This window comes from Acidovorax sp. GW821-FHT10E04, from assembly GCF_059415185.1.
The window spans coordinates 336139-357454 of record NZ_JBWKMT010000002.1; the positions used below are offsets into that span (position 1 = coordinate 336139).

At 67.3% G+C, this 21316-nt stretch carries 16 protein-coding genes and 4 tRNA genes; 12 read left to right on the forward strand and 8 right to left on the reverse strand.

All coding sequences use genetic code 11. From position 1 onward, the window contains the following. Positions 1-4 precede the first annotated feature (4 nt). The 7 genes from AC07OC_RS06535 to AC07OC_RS06565 form a co-directional block, all read right to left on the reverse strand. A complete protein-coding gene (locus AC07OC_RS06535) occupies positions 5-1402 on the reverse strand; it encodes a sensor histidine kinase (RefSeq protein WP_218340769.1) in 1398 nt (465 codons plus the stop codon). Between the two features lie 2 nt (positions 1403-1404). Continuing rightward, positions 1405-2073 carry a response regulator gene (locus AC07OC_RS06540; RefSeq protein WP_218294094.1) on the reverse strand — a complete coding sequence of 223 codons (669 nt, stop codon included), beginning with the start codon at positions 2071-2073 and terminating at the stop codon, positions 1405-1407. Between the two features lie 161 nt (positions 2074-2234). After that, positions 2235-3248, reverse strand: a complete 1014-nt coding sequence (locus tag AC07OC_RS06545; RefSeq protein WP_218294095.1) for a Bug family tripartite tricarboxylate transporter substrate binding protein — start codon at positions 3246-3248, stop codon at positions 2235-2237. A gap of 123 nt (positions 3249-3371) precedes the next feature. Then, a complete protein-coding gene (gene hpnE, locus AC07OC_RS06550; RefSeq protein WP_218340770.1) occupies positions 3372-4691 on the reverse strand; it encodes a hydroxysqualene dehydroxylase HpnE in 1320 nt (439 codons plus the stop codon). A gap of 19 nt (positions 4692-4710) precedes the next feature. Then, positions 4711-5550 carry a presqualene diphosphate synthase HpnD gene (gene hpnD, locus AC07OC_RS06555; RefSeq protein WP_218340771.1) on the reverse strand — a complete coding sequence of 280 codons (840 nt, stop codon included), beginning with the start codon at positions 5548-5550 and terminating at the stop codon, positions 4711-4713. 132 nt (positions 5551-5682) lie between these two features. Further along, positions 5683-7083, reverse strand: a complete 1401-nt coding sequence (locus AC07OC_RS06560) for an L-serine ammonia-lyase (protein ID WP_218294098.1) — start codon at positions 7081-7083, stop codon at positions 5683-5685. Between the two features lie 364 nt (positions 7084-7447). Next, positions 7448-7819 (reverse strand): RidA family protein, encoded by a 372-nt coding sequence (locus AC07OC_RS06565; RefSeq protein ID WP_218340772.1) that lies wholly within the window; start codon positions 7817-7819, stop codon positions 7448-7450. A 272-nt stretch (positions 7820-8091) separates the two neighbouring features. Between AC07OC_RS06565 and AC07OC_RS06570 the strand changes: the two genes are divergently transcribed. Further along, a complete protein-coding gene (locus AC07OC_RS06570; protein ID WP_218340773.1) occupies positions 8092-8871 on the forward strand; it encodes a LysR family transcriptional regulator in 780 nt (259 codons plus the stop codon). Further along, positions 8787-9071 carry a LysR substrate-binding domain-containing protein gene (locus AC07OC_RS06575; protein ID WP_218340774.1) on the forward strand — a complete coding sequence of 95 codons (285 nt, stop codon included), beginning with the start codon at positions 8787-8789 and terminating at the stop codon, positions 9069-9071. Before AC07OC_RS06570 ends, AC07OC_RS06575 begins: the two co-directional genes overlap by 85 nt. A gap of 12 nt (positions 9072-9083) precedes the next feature. On the opposite strand, the gene hpnC is transcribed toward AC07OC_RS06575, so the two are convergent. Then, the gene (hpnC, locus tag AC07OC_RS06580; RefSeq protein WP_218340775.1) at positions 9084-10022 is read right to left on the reverse strand and encodes a squalene synthase HpnC; all 939 of its coding nucleotides are present in this window, start codon (positions 10020-10022) and stop codon (positions 9084-9086) included. Between the two features lie 117 nt (positions 10023-10139). Here hpnC and AC07OC_RS06585 point away from each other — a divergent pair, with 117 nt between their 5' ends. The 10 genes from AC07OC_RS06585 to AC07OC_RS06630 all read left to right on the forward strand — a co-directional run bounded on the left by AC07OC_RS06585 (position 10140) and on the right by AC07OC_RS06630 (position 21316). Beyond that, positions 10140-11339: an efflux RND transporter periplasmic adaptor subunit gene (locus AC07OC_RS06585; protein ID WP_218340776.1), complete on the forward strand. Its 1200-nt coding sequence runs from the start codon at positions 10140-10142 to the stop codon at positions 11337-11339. 8 nt (positions 11340-11347) lie between these two features. Then, complete coding sequence (locus AC07OC_RS06590) at positions 11348-14530, forward strand: efflux RND transporter permease subunit (RefSeq protein WP_218340777.1); 3183 nt, start codon at positions 11348-11350, stop codon at positions 14528-14530. 91 nt (positions 14531-14621) lie between these two features. Continuing rightward, a tRNA-Leu gene (locus AC07OC_RS06595) sits at positions 14622-14708 on the forward strand. A 75-nt stretch (positions 14709-14783) separates the two neighbouring features. Next, positions 14784-16097, forward strand: a complete 1314-nt coding sequence (gene tig / locus AC07OC_RS06600; protein WP_218294103.1) for a trigger factor — start codon at positions 14784-14786, stop codon at positions 16095-16097. Positions 16098-16225: 128 nt separating this feature from the next. Continuing rightward, positions 16226-16834: an ATP-dependent Clp endopeptidase proteolytic subunit ClpP gene (gene clpP, locus AC07OC_RS06605; protein ID WP_304505098.1), complete on the forward strand. Its 609-nt coding sequence runs from the start codon at positions 16226-16228 to the stop codon at positions 16832-16834. Positions 16835-16936: 102 nt separating this feature from the next. After that, positions 16937-18202: an ATP-dependent Clp protease ATP-binding subunit ClpX gene (clpX, locus tag AC07OC_RS06610; RefSeq protein WP_218294104.1), complete on the forward strand. Its 1266-nt coding sequence runs from the start codon at positions 16937-16939 to the stop codon at positions 18200-18202. A 126-nt stretch (positions 18203-18328) separates the two neighbouring features. Continuing rightward, the gene (lon, locus tag AC07OC_RS06615) at positions 18329-20761 is read left to right on the forward strand and encodes an endopeptidase La (RefSeq protein WP_494600615.1); all 2433 of its coding nucleotides are present in this window, start codon (positions 18329-18331) and stop codon (positions 20759-20761) included. A gap of 87 nt (positions 20762-20848) precedes the next feature. Beyond that, a tRNA-Gly gene (locus tag AC07OC_RS06620) sits at positions 20849-20924 on the forward strand. A gap of 58 nt (positions 20925-20982) precedes the next feature. After that, positions 20983-21056 (forward strand) — tRNA-Cys (locus tag AC07OC_RS06625). Positions 21057-21244: 188 nt separating this feature from the next. Beyond that, positions 21245-21316: transfer RNA gene (locus tag AC07OC_RS06630), tRNA-Gly, on the forward strand.

The following is a 21316-nucleotide window of genomic DNA, read 5'->3' on the forward strand; positions in this document are numbered from 1 at the left end:
TTCTTCATGGCCGGGGCCACCAGAGTATGGCCAGCAGGCCGGGGCCGCCGGCGCGGGCCTCCAGCCGCAGCCGGCCCCGGTGGCGTTCCGCGATCGACCGGGCGATGGCCAGGCCCAGGCCCGAGCCGCCCGCCACGGCCTGCGAGCCGCGCCGGTAGCGGTGGCCCAGGGCGTCGCGCTCTTCGGGCGGGAGGCCCGGGCCGTTGTCTTCCACGCTCAGGCTCCAGCCCAGGCTGTCGCCGGCGGCCGACACGGTGATGGTGCCTTGCTCCGGGGTGTAGGCGATGGCGTTGGCCGCCAGGTTGGTGAGCGCCTCGCGCAGCAGCCCGCTGTCCGCTACGGCGGCCAGTTCGGCCGTGGCGGTGTGGATGCCGAAGTCGATCTGCTTGGCGCGGGCCTGCGGCAGCAGTTCCAGTGCCACGGTGCGCAGCAGCAAGGCCAGGTCGCAGGGTGCGAACTCCACCGCGGCGGTGTCGCTGCGCCCCAGGGCCAGCAGCTGCTGGGTGCTGCGCGTGGCGCGCGCGATCTCGCCGCCCAGGGCTGCCAGCGTGTCCTGAAGCCGGGCCGCATCGGGTTCGCGGCGTGCGTAGTCGATCTGCATCTGCAGCGTGGTGAGGTGTGTGCGCAGCTGGTGCGACGCATCGTCGAGGAACTGGCGCTGCTGCGCCACCAGGTCCTGCGTGCGCGCCATCTGCTGGTTGACGGCGGTGACCAGCGGGCGGATGTCCGCGGGCAGTTCGGCGCCGGCGACCGGTGTCATGTCGTCAGGGCTGCGGGCCTGCACCTCGCGGGCCAGGCGTGCCAGGGGGCGCAGCGCCAGGGCCAGCGTGGCCGCCGTGCCCAGCACCATGAGCGCCAGCACCAGGCCATCGCGCAGCGCGGCGCGGCGGACGAAGCGGCGCGTGAACTCCTGCCGCGACTGGGTGCTTTCCGCCACCTGCACCAGCACGCTGCTTGTCCCGGGGGCGGATGGCGGCCCTTCCATCGCGCGGCGGTAGGCAGCCAGGCGCACGGATTCTCCAAAGTAGGTCGCATCGTAGAAGCGCGGCACACCGGGCTCCAGCGGCCCCGGCGGCAGGGGCAGGTCGGCGTTGCCCAGCTCCACCAGTCCATCCGACGATGCCACGCGGAAATACACGTGTCCGCTGGCCGTGAGCTCGAAGAATTCCAGCATGCTGTAGGGCAGCTCGGCCGAGAGCCCGCCCGAGGCGGTGGAGATGTTGGCATCGATGGACTTGAGCGCGCCCAGCAGCGAGCGGTCGTAGGCCGCGTTGGCGGCCTCCAGCGCGTCGTGCCGGGTCATCCACAGCTCCACGCCCGTCACCACGGCCAGCAGCGGCAGCAGCAGGCACGCCAGCATCCGCCACAGGCTGGCACGGCGCAGGCGTGCGGCCAGGCCCATGTTCAGTGCGATTCCAGTGCGTAGCCCAGGCCGCGCAGCGTGACGATGCGCACGCCGCTGCCGTCGAGCCGCTTGCGCAGGCGGTGCACGAACACTTCCACGGCCTCGGGGTGCACGTCGTCATCGTCGGAGAACACGCGCTCCAGGATCTGCTGCTTGGAGAACGGCTCGCCGCTGCGCTGCACCAGCACGCGCAGCACGGCCTGCTCGCGCGGCGACAGCGCCAGGGGTTCGCCCTGCAGCACGAATTGCCTGCGCGCGCTGTCGTACGCCAGCGGGCCACATGCCAGGCGCGGGTGGTCGGTGCCGCGCGCGCGGCGCACCAGGGCGTGCAGGCGCGCCTCCAGCTCGGCCAGCTCGAACGGCTTGGCCAGGAAGTCGTCCGCCCCGGCATTGAGCAGCCGCACGCGCTCGTCCAGCGAATCGCGCGCGGTGAGGATCAGCGTGGGCAGGCGCTGGTCGCGGTCGCGCAGGCGCTGCAGCACCGCGTGGCCGTCCAGGCCCGGCAGGCCCAGGTCCAGGACCAGTGCGTCGTAGTTGTCGTGCTGCTGCAGCGATCGGTCGGCCAGGCGGCCGTCATTCACCCATTCCACCTGGATGCCCGCGTGCTCCAGCGCGCGGCTGAGCCAGGTGCCCAGGCTGTGTTCGTCTTCGGCCAGAAGGATGCGCATGGAGGGGATGCTAATGCTGTTGTGCAGTGCCATCGCCGAGGCACGTGCGCCCGGGCCGCAGGCCTGGCGCGCCCCGCCAGCGCCACCGTGGAACTGGCTTTGCCAGGCCACGGGTGGCGTCCTCCTCTGGGGGGAAGACGCGAAGCAACTCAGGGGGCTTCCTAATCCGGCTTGACCTGCGCGCGCTTGAGCACCTTCTGCCAGCGCGCCTGCTCGGAGGCGATGAACTGCGCGAACTGCGCCGGCGTGCCGCCGATGGCTTCGGCCGCATCGCCGCTCAGGCGCTTGAGCGATTCCGGCGCCTTGACGGCCTTCATGGTTTCGGCGGCCAGCTTGTCCAGGTGCTCCTGCGTGAGGCTGGCCGGGGCCAGCATGCCGTACCACTGCGTCATCTCGAAACCCGGGAAGCCCTGCTCGGCCACGGTGGGCACATCGGGCAACTGGGGCAGGCGCTGGGTCGATCCCGTGGCGATGCAGCGCACCTTGCCCGACTTGATGAAGGGCAGCATGGCGGCGGCGCCCACGGAAGCGGCGTCAAGCCGGCCCGAGAGCAGGTCGGTCATCATGGGGCCGGTGCCGCGGTAGGGCACGTGCAGCATGAAGATCTCGGCCGTCATCTTCAGGTACTCAAAGGCCAGGTGGCCGGCGCTGCCGTTGCCCGCCGAGCCGTAGCTGAGCTTGGCGGGGTTCTTCTTGGCGTAGGCGATGAATTCCTTGAGGTTCTTGGCCGGCACGTCGGGGTGCACGACGTACAGGCTGGGCACCTTGGCCAGCAGGCTCACGGGCTTGAAGTCCTTGTTGGCGTCGTAGGGCAGCTTGTCGAAGATGTACGGGTTCACGGCGAGCGTGCCGATGTGGCCCAGGATCAGCGTGTGCTGGTCGTCGGCGCGCGCCACCTCCTGCATGGCGATGTTGCCGGCCGCACCGGGCTTGTTGTCCACGAACACGCTCTGGCCCAGTGTCTTGGTCAGTTCGGCGGCGGTGGAGCGGGCGACGATCTCGGAGCTGCCGCCCGGCGCGAAGGGCACGACGAAACGCACCGACTTGGAAGGCCATGCGGCCTGTGCCGACACCGATGCGGGCAGCAGGCCGCCCAGCGCCAGGGCGCCGCCGGCACCGAGCAGGTGGCGGCGGTTGGGGTGGAGGGTGTGGGAATGGGGGGTGTCTGTAGGCATGCTTGTCTCCGTGAAAGCCATCAAGGCGTGACAGCCGCCATGGTGCGCGCCGCGTGCTTTCGGAATGCTGTCAGTCGGCCTGGGGTTTTCCCGGGGGCGCGGCCAGGGCGCCCGAGCGCCGGGTCAGGGGAGCGCGGCCACCGCGGTGCCGCTGAGCACCGCCCCTTCCAGCGTGGCGGGGTAGGGGCCGTCCACATAGTCACCGCAGGCCGAGAGCCCGGGCAGCACCTGCATGCCGGGGCGTGCAAGGCCGGGCGTGCAGGCAAAGGTGGCGCGTTTTTCCACCACCGTCTGTACGGGCGACAGGGAGCCGATGCCCAACTGCGCGGCGGCTTGCCGCAGCACCTGCTGTTCGATGTGGGTGCGCTCGCCTTCGCTGGCACTCACCACGAACGCGAGCAGGCCCTGGTTGCCGTCCAGCTGGCCACGGTCGAACACGAACTGCGCGGGGCTGTCCGGGGCGCTGCGCAGCGCCAGCATGGGCTGGGCCAGGCGCGCGTCCGCCGCGTGGGCGTAGACGGTGGTGATGGCCTCGAAGTGCAGGGCGCCGGCCAGGGCGCTCCACCGGCCGGCACTGGCCAGCCCCGCCATGCCGGCCACACCCGCCACGAGCCGGCTGGCCTCCCACGAAGGGCATGCGAGGGTCACGTGGTCGAACACCTCCGGTGCATTGTCCGTGGTGCCCGGCGCACCGGCGGCGCCGACGACCTGCCAGCGCCCGGCGTGCTGCGGCTGCAGCCGCTGCACGCGCTGGCCGGTGAGCACCTGGTGGCGGCCCTGCGCCTGCAGCCAGCGCGCCGCAGGCTCGGGAAAAAGCGCGCCCAGGTCGGCGCGCGGCAGCAGCAGGTTGGAGCCGCCGCGCCCGCTGAACAGGCTGTCCCGCAGCACGCGCAGAAACACCTGGCCGCTGGCCTGGTGCGCCGGGGTGTTGAGGGCCGACACACACAGCGGGTCGATGAGCTCTGCCATGAGGCGGGGCGTGAGCGGTGCGCACAGGTCGGCCACCGAGGTCGTGGGCGCGCAGCGGAACCCCCTGATCTGCCAGGCGGTGGCGGTGCGCAGCAGGGCCAGCTTGTCGCGCCAGCCCCATCCCCTGGCGCGCGCGATGCCCAGCAAGGCATCCAGTGGGGGCGGCAGGTCGGGCAGCCGCAGTCCCTGGCCATCCGGAAACTGCAGCGTGAGCGGCAGGCGCAGCAGTGCGGTGCTGGCATCCACCCCCACCAGGCGCATCAGGCGCAGGCTTTCGGCGTAGGCGCCGATGAGGATGTGCTGGCCGTTGTCGAGCGTGACCACCTTGCCCCCCGGCAGCGTGGCGGGCACGGCACGCGCCCGGCCGCCCACGGTGCGGGCGGCTTCGAACACCGTGACCTCGCGGCCCGCCTGGGCGTGCGCGATGGCTGCGGCCATGCCGGCCCAGCCCGCGCCGATGACGGCGACTTTCATGGATGCTGCCGCACGGCCGCTACATCCGTCCGAGCGCCTGCACCTTCCACGCCAGCCAGAACTTGCGCAGCGGCGTGAGGCGGATGCGCTGGTGCAGCACCTGGAAGTTCTCGTGCTCGATCTCGCGCAGCAGCGTGCGGTAGATGCTGGCCATCATCAGGCCGGGCTTCTGCGCGCGGCGGTCGGCATCGGGCAAAAGGGCAAACGCCTCGTCGTACAGGCGGTGCGCGCGCTCGGCCTGGAAGCGCATGAGCGCGGTGAAGCGGTCGGAGTAGGTGCGCTTGAGGATCTCGTGCGCCTTCACGTCGAACTGCTGCAGCTCGCTCACGGGCAGATAGATGCGGCCCAGCATGGCGTCTTCGCCCACGTCGCGGATGATGTTGGTGAGCTGGAACGCCAGGCCCAGCGTGTGCGCGTACTGCGTGGTGCGCCCGTCGGTCTGGCCGAAGATGCGCGCCGTGACCTCGCCCACGATGCCGGCCACCAGGTGGCAGTAGCCCTTGAGGCCCGCGAAGTCGAGGTAGCGTGTCTGCTCCAGGTCCATCTGGCAGCCATCGATGACGGCCTGCAGGTGGCGCTGCTCGATGCCGTATTCGGCGGTGTGCGGCATCAGCGCCAGCATCACGGGGTGGGTGGGCTGGCCGGCATAGGCCTTGGCCACTTCGGCCTGCCACCAGGCCAGCTTGGTGCGCGCCACGCCGGGGTCGCTGACCTCATCGACCACGTCATCCACCTCGCGGCAGAACGCATAGAACGCCGTGATGGCCGCGCGGCGCGGCGCGGGCAGGAAGAGAAAGGCGTAATAGAAGCTGCTGCCCGAGGCCACGGCTTTTTGCTGTACGTACTGCTGCGGTGTCATGGGGCGGAATTGTCCCATGGCGCACCCCGCGCGGCGGAGATCCGCGGTTTGGCGCGCTTTTGGCCCCTGGCGCTCTTCCATCCAGCGCGAGTCGCTACTTTTTTGATAGCGATGGGGCGGTGCGGCGGTGCCTCAGCATTCGACCACGTTCACCGCCAGCCCGCCGCGCGAGGTCTCCTTGTATTTGACCTTCATGTCCGCGCCGGTCTGCATCATGGTCTTGATGACCTTGTCGAGCGAGACCACGTGCTGGCCGTCGCCGCGCAGCGCCATGCGGGCGGCGTTGATGGCCTTGATGGCGCCCATGGCGTTGCGCTCGATGCAGGGAATCTGCACCAGGCCGCCCACGGGGTCGCAGGTCATCCCGAGGTTGTGTTCCATGCCGATCTCTGCGGCGTTCTCGATCTGCTCGGGGCTGCCACCCATCACGGCGGCCAGCGCGCCGGCGGCCATGGAGCAGGCCACGCCCACCTCGCCCTGGCAGCCGACCTCGGCGCCCGAGAGCGAGGCGTTCTCCTTGTAGATGATGCCGATGGCGCCGGCGGTGAGCAGGAAGGTGGCGATGCCGTCCTCGTTCGCGCCTGGAAGAAAGTTCACGTAGTAGTGCAGCACGGCCGGTATCACGCCGGCGGCGCCGTTGGTGGGGGCGGTCACCACGCGGCCGCCGGCGGCGTTTTCCTCGTTGACGGCCATGGCATACAGGTTCACCCAGTCCAGCATGGACAGCGGGTCGCGCAGGGCGGCCTCGGGCGATCCGCTCAGGCTCTTGTGCAGTTCGGCCGCGCGGCGGCGCACCTGCATGGGGCCGGGCAGGTGGCCGGTGCTGGCGCAGCCGCGCTGCACGGCGGCCGCCATGGTTCGCCAGATCGCCATGAGCTGGCGCCGCACCTCGCCGGCGCTGCGCCAATGCTCTTCGTTGGCGGCCATGAGCTGGGCCGGTGTGAGGCCGCTGGCCTGGCATTGGGCCAGCAGCTCGGCCCCGGTGCGAAAGGGGTAGGGCAGGCCCCGGGCGTGGCCCGCGGCGTCGGCCCCGCAGGTGGCTGCCAGATTGAGCACGCGCTCCCCCGCGGCGTCGGTCACGAAGCCGCCACCCACCGAGTAGTACTCGCGCTGGGCAATTTCCCGGCCCTGTGCGTCAAAGGCATGCAGGCACAGCCCGTTGGGGTGCAGCGGCAGGCTCCTGCGCCTGAACAGCAGATGGTCTTTTTCTACAAAGGCAATGGCGCGCTCGCCCAGCAGGGCCAGCGACTGGCGGCCGCGGATCTCGGCAATGGCGGGGGCGATGCGGTCCGGGTCGATGTGGTCGGGCTCGTACCCGGCCAGGCCCAGCAGCACGGCCTTGTCGGTGCCGTGGCCCACGCCCGTGGCCGACAGCGACCCGAACAGCTCCACCGTGACACCGTGCACGGCGGCCAGCCCCACGCCATCCCGCAGGTGGCAGGCAAACTGCCGCGCCGCGATCATGGGCCCCACGGTGTGGGAGCTGGAGGGGCCGATGCCGATCTTGAAGAGGTCGAAAACGCTGACGGACATGGTGTGTGGCATACCGGGTAGGTTTTGGGGATGCGTGGAACCCCTGGGGCCCTGGTCCATGGAAAGCAGCGATGGCGCGGGTGGCGCCATCGCTGTTCTCGAGGCAACAGCATCTTTCGCACTGCCGGTACTCTTGGTGCCCGCAGTGGGCGCGAGGCTAACCGTGCAGGCGCCGGCCGGCACACGCGTAATCCCTGATGAGCGGGAGCCCCGGGTCCATCACCCTGCGCGGCGTTGCACGTGCTGAACTTCAATATTGATAGCAAAATATTGAACGGGCAAAGGCGGTAGCGGCGCTTTTGCCGTATCGCTCTGGCCGCTCCCACCAGGCCGCATGGCGCGGCTTGCCACCCATGAATGTTTCTTACAGTGGGGTGGGCCGGGCCGCCACGAGTGCGAGGGACACCGTGGCCTGGGGTGTGCACGGCGAAGGATGCGGCGTGATGCGGGGGAGTGTGGGCCAGCGCGCGGCCCGTGGGCGCAGCACCGCCAGCACGGCGGTCCGGGCAGCGGGGCCGCGCACGAACACGTCGCACGACAGGATGCTCCGGGGATCGGCGCCGGCTTCGCGCAGCAGGCGCTCGGCCGCCGCGAGCACCTGCATGAACTGAACATGGTCGTCCTGCCGCCCGCCGGGCGGTGAATCAGAGGCCATGCAGGCCACGCGGATGGAGAGCGTGGTGCGTGCATGCCATACCCCCACGCACAGGGCCCGCGCGGCGTGTCCCGCCGTCATGCGGGGCCTTCGCTGCGGAGGTGCCCCGGTTGCAGCCCGCTCGCGGACAGCGCCCTCGCGGCCTGGGAGGCGGCCCATGGCGCGAAGAACCACCGGGCGTAGCCTCTGCGCGAGGGCGCTGGCGAGGGCGGACGGCAGGGCACGGCCACCGGTGCCGTGCACACCCGGCACATAATGAGTAAATCTATCCAGTCCGCAGGTGGGTTTCGATGCATGCCGGTGATCGTACGTAGCACGCCAGCCTGTGACTATCGACAATATTTCGTCCAATCATGAATTCAGCTCATGGAAAAAGCGGTGCCGGCCTGTCGCCCGCCGGTCCGGGCGGGGGCAACGGCGCACGCCGCCTGCCGCCGCTGAACATGCTGCGTGCGTTCGAGGCGGCAGGGCGCCTGCTGAGCGTGACCCATGCGGCCCGCGAAATGAGCGTGACGCAAAGCGCCGTGAGCCACCAGATCAAGGCCCTGGAGTCCTGGCTGGGCGTGGCCCTGGTGGCGCGCGAAGGCCGTCGGCTGGCGCTCACCACCGCGGGCGCGGCGCTGTTGCCCGGGCTTACCCGCGCGCTGGATCTGATGGCGCAATCCACGGCGGGCATCGAGCGGCTCACGCGGCGCGGCACGCTGGTGGTGAATGCCACGTCCACGCTGGCCTCGCAGTGGCTGATCCCGCGGCTGGCGGGTTTTTGCGCACAGATGCCGGGGCTGGACGTGCAGCTGGTCACCACGCTGGGCCACCTGGATTTCGAGCCCGCCCAGTACGACGTGTCGATCCGCTGCTTCGCCGACAGCGAGCTGGCGGCGCTGCCCGCGCGCGCGGGCTGGCGGGACGTGGCGCTGGGGCCCTTCATCCCCGACAAGCTCACCCCCGTGTGCAGCCCGGCCCTGCTGGCGGGCGATGGGGCGATGGGGCGATGGAGTCGCCGCAGGGGCTGGCGCGGCATACCCTGCTGCACAGCCGGTCCACGCCGGTGGCCTGGCAGCGGTGGCTGGAAGAGGCGGGCGCGCCAGGCCTGCAGCCTGCGGGCGACCTGGTGTTCGACCACGCGCACCTGAGCGTGCAAGCCGCCCTCCAGGGCCTGGGCGTGGCGCTGGGCAACCCCCGATTTCTGGGCGATGCGCTCGCGGGTGGCCTGCTGGTCATGCCGTTTGCCCAGCGCCTGTCGGGCGAGAAGAACTACTATTGGCTGCGGCCCGCGCGCGCGGCGGACGACCCGGTGTCGGCCGCGTTCTGCGCGTGGCTGGCGGTGGCCTGAAAGCGCGTTGACTCACATCGCCACTGCCCGCCAGAGCATCACGCACCAGTCCCAGGCGTGCAGCCGGGGGCGGGTGTGCAGGCTACCGCCCTGGAGCCCGTCCACCTTGTCGAGAATGCGCAGGCCGCCTTGCACCACCAGCCGCAGCTCCCAGCCCGCACGGCCGGGCAGACGGTGGACCAGGGGGGCGCCGCTGCGCATGGTGGCGCGCGCCCAGCGCGCGCAGTTGGTGATCAGGCGGGCGTTTTCGGGTGTGCTTTGCAGCGCCAGCAGTTCGGCCTGGCCGGCGCCGTGGCCCGCGCAGTCGGCGCGCGGCAGGTAGTGGCGTCCTCGGGGGATGTCCACGCTCAGGTCCTGCCAGAAGTTGATCAGCTGCAGCGCGGTGCAGATGGCATCGCTCTCCTGCAGCGCCTTGGCATCCGTCACGCCATACAGATGCAGCAGCAGGCGGCCCACCGGGTTGGCCGAGCGGCGGCAATAGTCCAGCAGCTCGCTGCGGTCGGCGTAGCCCTCGGCGTCGCGGGTTTTCTCCACGTCCTGCACGAAGGCGCTGAGCAGGTCCTGCAGCAGCGGCAGGGGCAGCTGGTGGCTGCGCAGCACCCCTTGCAGGGGCAGGAAGACGCCGGCCCAGCGGGGCGACGGGGGCCGGCCCTGGGCGATGGCTTGCAGATCGGCGTGGTATGCGGCCAGGTCCGCCAGGCGGCTGGCGGCCGGGGCATCGCCTTCGTCCGCGATGTCGTCGGCGGTGCGGGCAAAGCCGTAGATGGCTGCGATGGGCTGGCGCAGGCGCGGCGGGCACAGCAGCGATGCCACGGGGAAATTCTCGTAGTGGGTCACGGGCGGCGCGGCCACCGGGGTGGCCGGCGGCGGCGTGGGGGCGGTTGGAGAAGGGGGGCTGGATCGGTCGTTCACACCCGGGATTGTCGCTTGACAAGGCGGGAGGCTTCTCATAGATTACTAACCGGTCAGTCAGTAATCAAAATAATCTTCGACAGGGGCAAGGAGGCTGGCCCGTGCCTGCGTTTGCCCGCAGCTCCTTGCGGCCCTTTTTTACTCACCGGATTTTCCATGCGCACACCTTCCGCTTCGCGGCCCTTTCAACGGCATTCCAGGTACCTGCTGGTGCTGGCCACGGCGGCCCTGCTGGCCGCCTGTTCGCGCCCCGCTCCGCCCGAGGAGCCCGTGCGCTCCGTGAAGCTGCTGACGGTAGGCGTGGGCGCGCTGCAATCGAGCCTGGAGTATTCGGGCGAGGTGCGGGCGCGCGTGGAATCGCGCCTGGGTTTCCGCGTGGCCGGCAAGATCGTGCAGCGCCAGGCCGAACTGGGCCAGCATGTGCGGGCCGGCCAGGTGCTGGCGCAGCTGGACCCCAAGGACTACCAGCTGGCTGCCGACGCCGCGCGCGCGCAACTCGCATCGGCGACCACGCAGCGCGATCTGGCGGCCGCCGACTACAAGCGCTACCAGGCCCTGAAGGACCAGAACTTCATCAGCGGCGCCGAGCTCGAGCGCCGCGATGCCACGCTCAAGGCTGCGCAGGCCACGCTGGACCAGGCCCGCGCGCAGCTGTCGTCGCAGGGCAATCAGGCGGCCTATACCACGCTGGTGGCCGACGTGTCGGGCGTGGTGACGGGCATCGATGCCGAACCGGGCCAGGTGGTGTCGGCGGGCACGCCCGTGGTGCGCATCGCGCAGGACGGCCCCCGCGACGTGGTGTTCGCGGTGCCGGAAGACAAGGTGGCGCAGATTGCCCAAGGCTCCGAGGTGGCGGTGCGCGGCTGGTCGGGCGGCGCCCCCCTGGCGGGGCGCGTGCGCGAAGTCGCGGCCAGTGCCGACGCCGCCACCCGCACCTACCAGGTGAAGGTGGCCATCGACAGCGCCGACGCGCCCGCGCTGGGCTCCACGGTGTATGTGACGCCCAAGGCGTTGAGCCACGCTGGCATCCAGGCGATCAAGCTGCCCACCAGTGCGTTGCGCCAGGAGGGCCAGTCCACGGCCGTGTGGGTGTACGACGCGGCCAGCAGCACCGTGAAGTCGCAGGTGGTGCAGATCGCCACGGCCGATGGCAACGAGGCCGTGGTGGCCGCGGGCCTCACGCCCGGCATGCAGGTGGTGGCCACGGGCGTGCACGTGCTCTCACCCGGGCAGAAGGTGCTGGTTTATCAGCCAAAAGTGGCCTCGGCGCCCGCCGGTAAAGCGCAAACAGCTATAAATTCAGTAGCAAATCCTGCCGCCACTGCTGTGGCGCCCGCGGCTTCCACTGCCAACTGAGGCCGGCCATGACGCAAGTACAACCCAAAGAGGGGTTCAACCTCTCCAAGTGGGCGCTCGACCATCCCGCCCTCACGCGCTACCTGATGGTGGTGCTGATGCTGCTGGGCTTCGCGGCCTACTTCCAGCTCGGGCAGGACGAAGACCCGCCGTTCACCTTCCGTGCCATGGTGGTGCGCACCTACTGGCCCGGCGCCACGGCGCAGCAGGTGGCCGAGCAGGTCACCGACAAGATCGAGCGCACCCTGCAGGAAGTGCCCTATGCGGACAAGATCCGCAGCTACTCCAAGCCGGGCGAGTCGCAGATCATCTTCCAGATCAAGGACTCCTCCAAGGGCAGCGAGGTGGCCAACGTCTGGTACAGCGTGCGCAAGAAGGTGGGCGACATGCGCTACACCCTGCCGCAGGGCATCCAGGGGCCGTTCTTCAACGACGACTTCGGTGATGTGTACGGCGTGATCTACGCGCTGGAGTCCGAGGGCTTCAGCTATGCCGAACTCAAACAGTTCGCCGACGACGCGCGCCAGCAGCTGCTGCGCGTGCCTGACGTGGCCAAGGTCGAACTCTTCGGCGTGCAGGACGAGAAGCTCTTCATCGAAATCTCGCAAAAGCGCCTGTCGCAGCTGGGCCTGGACATGAACCAGGTGCTGGCCCAGCTGGGCCAGCAGAATGCGGTGGAAAGCGCGGGCGCCATCCAGACGCCGCAGGACCAGGTGCAGGTGCGCGTGCAAGGGCAGTTCAATGCCGTCGAAGACCTGGGCGCCATGCCGATCCGCGGGCCGTCGGGCGCGCAGCTGCGTCTCTCGGACATCGCCGAGGTCAAGCGCGGCTATGTGGACCCGGCCTCCGTGAAGGTGCGCCACCAGGGGCAGGAAGTGATCGCGCTCGGGGTGTCCATGGCCAAGGGCGGGGACATCATCGCGCTGGGCAAGGCACTGCACACGGCCACCGACCGCATTGGCAGCACCCTCCCGGCGGGCGTCAGGCTCGTCAACGTGCAGGACCAGCCCAAGGCCGTGGCGACCTCGGTGAACGAGTTCGTCAAGGTGCTGATCGAGGCGGTGGTCATCGTGCTGGCGGTGAGCTTCATCGCGCTGGGTTTCCACAGGCGCCCCGGCAAGAATCCGCTGTGGAAGCGCTGGTACATCGACCCGCGCCCCGGCCTGGTCGTGGGCATCACCATCCCGATGGTGCTGGCCGTGACCTTCCTGGCCATGTGGTACTGGGGCATCGGCCTGCACAAGATTTCGCTGGGCTCGCTCATCATCGCGCTGGGCCTGCTGGTGGACGACGCGATCATCGCGGTCGAGATGATGGTGCTCAAGCTCGAGGAGGGCTACGACAAGGTGCGTGCCGCCACCTTCGCCTACGAGATCACGGCCATGCCCATGCTCACGGGCACGCTGATCACGGCGGCGGGTTTCCTGCCCATCGGCCTGGCCAAGTCCACCACGGGCGAATACACGTTCGCGATCTTTGCCGTGACGGTGATCGCGCTGGTGCTCAGCTGGATCGTGTCGGTGTACTTCGTGCCATACCTGGGCACGCTGCTGCTCAAGGTGCCGCCCCACGTGCTGGCCGCGCAGGCCAGCCAAGGCATCACGGACGATCCCCACGAGGTGTTTGACAGTCCGTTCTACCGCACCTTCCGCCGCCTGGTGGACTGGTGCGTGCAGCACCGCTGGCTCACCATCGGCGCCACGGTGCTCACCTTCGCGCTGGGCATCGCCGGCATGGGCAAGGTGCAGCAGCAGTTCTTCCCGGATTCGAGCCGCCCGGAGATCCTGGTGGACATCTGGTTCCCCGAGGGCACCTCGTTCGCGGGCAACGAAGAAGTCACCAAGCGGGTGGAGCAGCGCCTGCTCTCCGAGCCTGGGGTCAGCTCCGTGAGCACCTGGGTGGGGTCGGGCGTGCCGCGCTTTTACCTGCCGCTGGACCAGGTGTTCCCGCAAAGCAATGTGTCGCAGTTCATCGTGCTGCCGCAGGACCTGAAGGTGCGCGAATCGCTGCGCGTGAAATTGCCGGCGCTGCTGGCGCAGGAGTTTCCGGAGGTGCGCGGCCGGGTGAAGCTGCTGCCCAACGGGCCGCCCGTGCCGTACCCCGTGCAGTTCCGCGTGGTGGGCCCCGATCCGCTGGTGCTGCGTGAGCGCGCGGACGAGGTGAAAGCCCAGCTGCGCCAGAACCCCGACATGCGCGGCGTGAACGACAACTGGAACGAGTCCGTGAAGGTGCTGCGCCTGGAAGTGGACCAGGCCAAGGCGCGCGCCCTGGGCGTGACCAGCCAGTCCATCGCACAGGCCTCCAAGACCATCCTGTCGGGCACGCAGGTGGGCCAGTTCCGCGAGGGCGACAAGCTCATCGACATCCTGCTGCGCCAGCCGCAGGAGGAGCGCAACGCGATCACCGACATCGCCAATGCCTATCTGCCCACGGCCTCGGGCAAGTCGATTCCGCTCACGCAGATCGCCAAGCCGGTGTTCACCTGGGAGCCGGGCGTGATGTGGCGCGAGAACCGCGACTACGCCATCACGGTGCAGGGCGACGTGACTGAGGGCCTGCAGGGCGCCACGGTGACGGCGGCGTTGCTGCCTGCCCTCAAGGAGATCGAGGCGAAGTGGCGTGCCGCGGGGCAGGCCGGCTACCGCATCGAGGTGGCGGGTGCCGTGGAGGAAAGCTCCAAGGGCTCGGCATCGATCGCGGCGGGCATTCCGGTCATGCTGTTCATCACCTTCACCTTGCTCATGCTGCAACTGCACAGCTTCAGCCGCGCGATGCTGGTGTTCCTGACCGGGCCGCTCGGGCTGGCGGGCGTGGCGGCGGCCTTGCTGCTGCTCAACCGCCCCTTCGGCTTCGTGGCGCTGCTCGGCGTGATCGCGCTCATGGGCATGATCCAGCGCAACTCGGTGATCCTGATCGACCAGATCGAGCAGGACCGCGCGCGGGGCGTGCCGGCGTGGGACGCGATCGTCGAATCCGCCGTGCGCCGCCTGCGCCCCATCGTGCTCACGGCCGCGGCCGCGGTGCTGGCCATGATCCCGCTGTCGCGCAGCGTGTTCTGGGGGCCGATGGCCGTGGCCATCATGGGCGGGCTGGTGGTGGCCACCGTGCTCACGCTGCTGGCGCTGCCCGCGATGTATGCTGCCTGGTTCCGTGTCAAAAGGCCGGCGCCGGAGGTCCTTGGAGGGGTTTGATTCCCACCCTGCCCGCATCAGGGTAAAATAGAAGGTTGACCGATTTCACACAGGCGGCAGTTCGTGCCGCCTGTTTGTTTGTTGTAGAACCGCGCGGGTGGCGAAATTGGTAGACGCACCAGGTTTAGGTCCTGACGCCAGCAATGGTGTGGGGGTTCGAGTCCCCCCCCGCGCACCACCCATGTGAGACTTTGCGGAACACGGCGCCGCTGCGCTGCAGCCAGCACGATCCACATTCATAAGAGGAATAGCCATGGCCGTTACTGTTGAAACCCTTGAGAAGCTCGAGCGCAAGATCACGCTGAGCGTGCCCGTCACCCTGATCCAGTCCGAAGTCGACACGCGCTTGAAGCGCCTGGCCCGCACGGTCAAGATGGACGGTTTCCGTCCCGGCAAGGTGCCCATGAACGTGGTGGCCCAGCGCTACGGCTACTCGGTGCAGTACGAAGTGCTCAACGACAAGGTCGGTGAAGCCTTCGCCGTGGCCGCCAACGAAGCCAACCTGCGTGTCGCCGGCCAGCCCCGCATCTCCGAGAAGGACGGCGCTCCCGAGGGCCAGATGACCTTCGACGCCATCTTCGAAGTGTTCCCCGAAGTCAAGATCGCCGATCTGGCGGACGCGGAAGTCGAAAAGCTGTCGGCCGAAGTGACCGATGCGGCCATCGACAAGACCATCGACATCCTGCGCAAGCAGCGCCGCAGCTTTGCGCAGCGCGCGCTCGAAGCCGCCGCGCAAGACGGCGACCGCGTGACGGTCGACTTCGAAGGCAAGATCGACGGCGAGCCCTTTGAAGGCGGCAAGGCCGAAGACTTCCAGTTCCTGGTCGGCGAAGGCCAGATGCTCAAGGAGTTCGAGGAAGCCGTGCGCGGCATGAAGTCGGGCGAAAGCAAGACCTTCCCCCTGGCATTCCCTGCGGAATACCACGGCAAGGACGTGGCCGGCAAGACGGCGGACTTCCTCGTCACGGTCAAGAAGATCGAAGCGGCCCACCTGCCCGAAGTGAATGACGCCCTGGCCAAGTCGCTGGGCATCGCCGATGGTTCCGTGGAAGGCCTGCGCGCCGACATCAAGAAGAACCTGGAGCGCGAAGTCAAGTTCCGCCTGCTGGCCCGCAACAAGCAGGCCGTGATGGACGCTCTCGTGTCCAAGGCCGAACTGGACCTGCCCAATTCCAGCGTGCAGGCTGAAATCGCCCGCCTGCTCGAAGGCGCCCGTGCAGAACTCAAGCAGCGCGGCATCAAGGACGCCGACAAGGCCGAAATCCCTGAAGACGTGTTCCGTCCCCAGGCAGAGCGCCGCGTGCGCCTGGGCCTGGTGCTGGCCGAACTGGTGCGTGCCAACGAACTGCAGGCCAAGCCCGAGCAGCTCAAGGCCCACATCGACGAGCTGGCCGCCAGCTACGAGAAGCCCGAGGACGTGGTGCGCTGGTACTTCGGTGACCGCCAGCGCCTGGCGGAAGTCGAAGCGGTCGTGATCGAGAACAATGTGACCGAATTCGTGCTGGGCAAGGCCAAAGTGGTCGAAAAGTCCGTGTCGTTCGACGAACTGATGGCCCAACAGGGCTGATAGGCCTGGCCGGGCGGCTTGTCGGTTACCGAACTGCCCGGTTGTTGCCGACACATACAGGGGCTTGTGCTTTCGTGCACAAGCCCCAATTCATTTCTGGGTACAGTACCTGCTTGTCTGGAGAAAACATGAGCGCATTGGAAACACAAGGCCTGGGCATGGTCCCCATGGTCATCGAGCAGTCGGGCCGTGGCGAACGGTCCTATGACATCTACTCGCGCCTGCTCAAGGAGCGTGTGATTTTTCTGGTGGGGCCGGTCAACGACCAGACCGCCAATCTCGTGGTGGCTCAGCTGCTGTTCCTGGAGAGCGAAAACCCCGACAAGGACATTTCGTTCTACATCAACTCCCCGGGCGGTTCGGTGAGCGCCGGCATGGCGATCTTCGACACCATGAATTTCGTCAAGCCCGATGTGTCGACCCTGTGCACGGGCATGGCGGCCAGCATGGGTGCCTTCCTGCTGGCGGCGGGCGCCAAGGGCAAGCGCTTTGCGCTGCCCAACTCGAAAGTCATGATCCACCAGCCGCTGGGCGGCATGCAGGGCCAGGCGACCGAGATCGAGATCCATGCGCGCGAGATCCTCAAGACGCGCGAGCAACTGAACAAGATCCTGGCCGAGCGCACGGGCCAGCCGCTGGAGAAGATCCAGCGCGACACCGAGCGCGACTATTTCCTGTCGGCCGACGAGTCCAAGGAATACGGCCTTGTCGACCAGGTGATCAGCAAGCGCTCCTGATAGCCACAGGGTCGCGCGGCGGCGTTTTCCCTGAGGGAAGACGCCGTTTTTTATTTGGTTATCATCCCGACAACTTTCCGTAACAAGCAAGGCATTGCCCCCATGGCCGAGAAAAAAGGCTCTTCCAGCGAAAAAACCCTTTACTGCTCTTTTTGCGGCAAGAGCCAGCATGAAGTGAAGAAGCTGATCGCTGGCCCGTCGGTCTTTATCTGCGACGAGTGCATTGACCTGTGCAACGAGATCATCCGCGACGAGCTCCCGGCCGGTGACCTGGCGCGCGAAGGCCGCGCCGATTTGCCCACACCGGTGGAGATCAAGACCAATCTCGACAACTATGTGATTGGCCAGGATGTGGCCAAGCGCACGCTGGCGGTCGCGGTGTACAACCACTACAAGCGCCTGCGCCACAAGGACAAGGCCCACAAGGACGAGGTGGAGCTGTCCAAGAGCAACATCCTGCTGATCGGGCCCACGGGTTCCGGCAAGACGCTGCTGGCGCAGACCCTGGCTCGCATGCTGGATGTGCCCTTCGTGATGGCCGACGCCACCACGCTGACGGAAGCCGGCTACGTGGGCGAGGATGTGGAGAACATCGTCCAGAAGCTGCTGCAAAGCTGTAACTACGAGGTGGAGCGCGCGCAGCGCGGCATCGTCTACATCGACGAGATCGACAAGATCTCGCGCAAGTCGGACAACCCCAGCATCACGCGCGACGTGTCGGGCGAGGGCGTGCAGCAGGCGCTGCTCAAGCTCATCGAAGGCACGATGGCCAGCGTGCCGCCCCAGGGCGGGCGCAAGCACCCGAACCAGGACTTCCTGCAGATCGACACGACCAACATCCTGTTCATCTGCGGGGGCGCGTTCGCGGGCCTGGAGAAGGTCATCGAGAACCGCACCGAAGCATCCGGCATCGGCTTCGGCGCATCGGTCAAGAGCAAGAAGCAGCGTTCGCTGACCGAGGTGTTCACCGAGATCGAGCCGGAAGACCTGATCAAGTTCGGCCTGATCCCCGAGCTGGTGGGCCGCATGCCCGTGGTGACGGCCCTGGCCGAGCTGAGCGAGGACGCGCTGGTGCAGATCCTGACCGAGCCGAAGAATGCGCTGGTCAAGCAGTACAGCAAGCTTCTGGCCATGGAAGGCGTGGATCTGGAGATCCGCCCCGCCGCGCTGAAGGCCATTGCCCGCAAGGCGCTGGCCAGAAAAACTGGCGCGCGCGGCCTGCGCTCCATCCTGGAGCAATCGCTGATCGGAACGATGTTCGACCTGCCCAACACCAGCAATGTCGAAAAGGTGGTGGTGGATGAGTCCACCATCGAAGAAAACAAGCCGCCGCTGCTCGTTTACCGCGAAGCGGCCAAAAAGGCCTGAAATGCCCGGAGCGGGCGCCTTGTTGCCGCCCCTTGAACCATCAACCCTGGCGGCAGTGCGGCTGCGCGCCAGGGTTGAAAATCCCCACATGTGGACCAACTTCCACAGAGCACTTTGAGGATTTCCATGTCCGGACACACCCCCCTGCCAGCCACCCCCATTGACCTGCCGCTGTTGCCCCTGCGCGACGTGGTGGTGTTTCCCCATATGGTCATCCCGCTGTTCGTGGGCCGTCCCAAGAGCATCAAGGCGCTCGAGATGGCCATGGAGGCGGATCGCCGCATCATGCTGGTCGCCCAGAAGGCCGCGGCCAAGGATGAGCCTTCGGTGTCGGACATGTTCGACGTGGGCTGCGTCTCCACCATCCTGCAGATGCTCAAGCTGCCCGATGGCACGGTGAAGGTGCTGGTCGAAGGCCAGCAGCGTGCCATGGTGGCCTCCATCGAGGATGCCGAAACCCATTTCACGGCCACCGTGACGCCGGTCGAAGCCACGCCCGAGGCCAACAAGCCGAGCGAAATCGAAGCCCTGCGCCGTGCGGTGATGCAGCAGTTCGACCAGTACGTCAAACTCAACAAGAAGATTCCGCCAGAGATCCTGACCTCGATCTCCAGCATCGACGACCCCGGCCGCCTGGCCGACACCATTGCGGCCCACCTGCCGCTCAAACTCGAAAACAAGCAGGTCGTGCTGGATCTCGCCGACGTGAAGGCGCGGCTGGAAAACCTGTTCGAGCAGCTTGACCGCGAAGTCGACATCCTGAACGTCGACAAGAAGATCCGTGGGCGCGTGAAGCGCCAGATGGAGAAGAACCAGCGCGACTTCTATCTCAACGAGCAGGTCAAGGCGATCCAGAAGGAACTGGGCGAAGGCGACGAAGGCGCGGACATCGAGGAGATCGAGAAGAAGATCAAGCTCGCCAAGATGCCCGCCGAGGCGCGCAAGAAGGCCGACGCCGAGCTGAAGAAACTCAAGCTCATGTCGCCCATGTCGGCCGAGGCCACCGTGGTGCGCAACTACATCGACGTGCTCACGGCGCTCCCCTGGAGCAAGAAGACCAAGATCAAGCACGACCTGGTCAATGCCGAGGGCGTGCTCAACGAAGACCATTTCGGCCTGGACAAGGTCAAGGACCGCATCCTTGAATACCTCGCGGTGCAGCAGCGCGTGGACAAGGTGAAGGCGCCCATCCTGTGTCTGGTGGGACCTCCTGGCGTGGGCAAGACCTCCCTGGGCCAGTCCATCGCCAAGGCCACCGGCCGCAAGTACGTGCGCATGGCCCTGGGTGGCATGCGCGACGAGGCCGAGATCCGCGGGCACCGCCGCACCTACATCGGCGCGCTGCCGGGCAAGGTGCTGCAGAGCCTCTCGAAGGTGGGCACGCGCAATCCGCTGTTCCTGCTCGACGAGATCGACAAGCTCGGTACCGACTTCCGGGGCGACCCCTCGAGCGCGCTGCTGGAGGTGCTGGACCCCGAGCAGAACCACACCTTCGGCGACCACTACGTCGAGGTGGACTTCGACCTCTCCGACGTGATGTTCGTCGCCACCTCGAACTCGATGAACATCCCGCCGGCCCTGCTCGACCGCATGGAAGTGATCCGCCTGTCGGGTTACACCGAGGACGAGAAGACCAGCATCGCCATGAAGTACCTGCTGCCCAAGCAGCTCAAGAACAATGGCGTGAAGGACGAGGAGCTCGAGATCACCGAGCCCGCCGTGCGCGACATGGTGCGCTACTACACGCGGGAGGCCGGCGTGCGGTCCCTCGAGCGCGAGCTGTCCAAGATCTGCCGCAAGGTGGTCAAGGGCCTGCAACTGAAGAAGCTCGAGCCGAAGGTCATCGTCACCGCCGACAACCTGCCCGACTTCCTGGGCGTGCGCAAGTACACCTACGGCCGTGCCGAGGCGCAGAACCAGGTGGGCCAGGTGGTCGGCCTGGCATGGACCGAGGTGGGTGGCGACCTGCTGACCATCGAGGCCGCGGTCATGCCCGGCAAGGGCGTGATCACGCGCACCGGTTCGCTGGGCGATGTGATGAAGGAATCGGTCGAGGCTGCCCGCACGGTGGTGCGAAGCCGCTCGCGCATCCTGGGCATCAAGGATGAGACCTTCGAGAAGCGCGACATCCACATCCACGTGCCGGACGGCGCGACGCCCAAGGACGGCCCGAGTGCGGGTGCCGCGATGACCACCGCGTTCGTTTCGGCGCTCACGGGCATTCCCGTGCGTGGCGATGTCGCGATGACGGGCGAGATCACGCTGCGGGGTGAGGTCACGGCCATCGGAGGGCTCAAGGAAAAGCTGCTGGCGGCCCTGCGTGGCGGCATCAAGACGGTGCTGATCCCCGAAGAGAACGTCAAGGACCTGGCCGAGATCCCGGACAACGTGAAGAGCGGCCTGGAGATCGTGCCCGTGCGCTGGATCGACAAGGTGCTCGAGATCGCGCTGGAAACCAAACCCGTGCCCCTGACGGACGAGGAGGTGGCCGTGGTGGCCGCTGCTGCGGCGGAGAAGAGCGCGGGTTCGGCCGCGGCCACGGATGGCTTGAAGCATTGAAGAAAAAGTTTTTGGGATGCTTCAAAAAATGCGCTACAATTCATTCCATCGCAGCAAACGTTGTACAATGTGAGGCTTCGGTAAAATGCGGGAATAGCTCAGTTGGTAGAGCGCAACCTTGCCAAGGTTGAGGTCGAGAGTTCGAGACTCTTTTCCCGCTCCAATTTCCACAAAAAGGGAAGCAATTGCTTCCCTTTTTTGTCAGAGGAATGTGAATTCCTGGCGCGGTAGCAAAGCGGTTATGCCCCGGATTGCAAATCCGGTTAGTCCGGTTCGACTCCGGACCGCGCCTCCAGATACGGTTTGTGCCGTCGATGCGGCACAGGATCCTGCGGGATCTTTGCATCGACCGGATCGTGGAGGATGGATGGTGGTCAGTTGGTTGATTTTTTGGCTTGCAATCGAATAGAGCCAAAAAATAGCGATATAATTTGAGGCTTGCTGATTCATGCAGGTGGAAACATCGGCTGCAGTAGGCAAAATGCGGGAATAGCTCAGTTGGTAGAGCGCAACCTTGCCAAGGTTGAGGTCGAGAGTTCGAGACTCTTTTCCCGC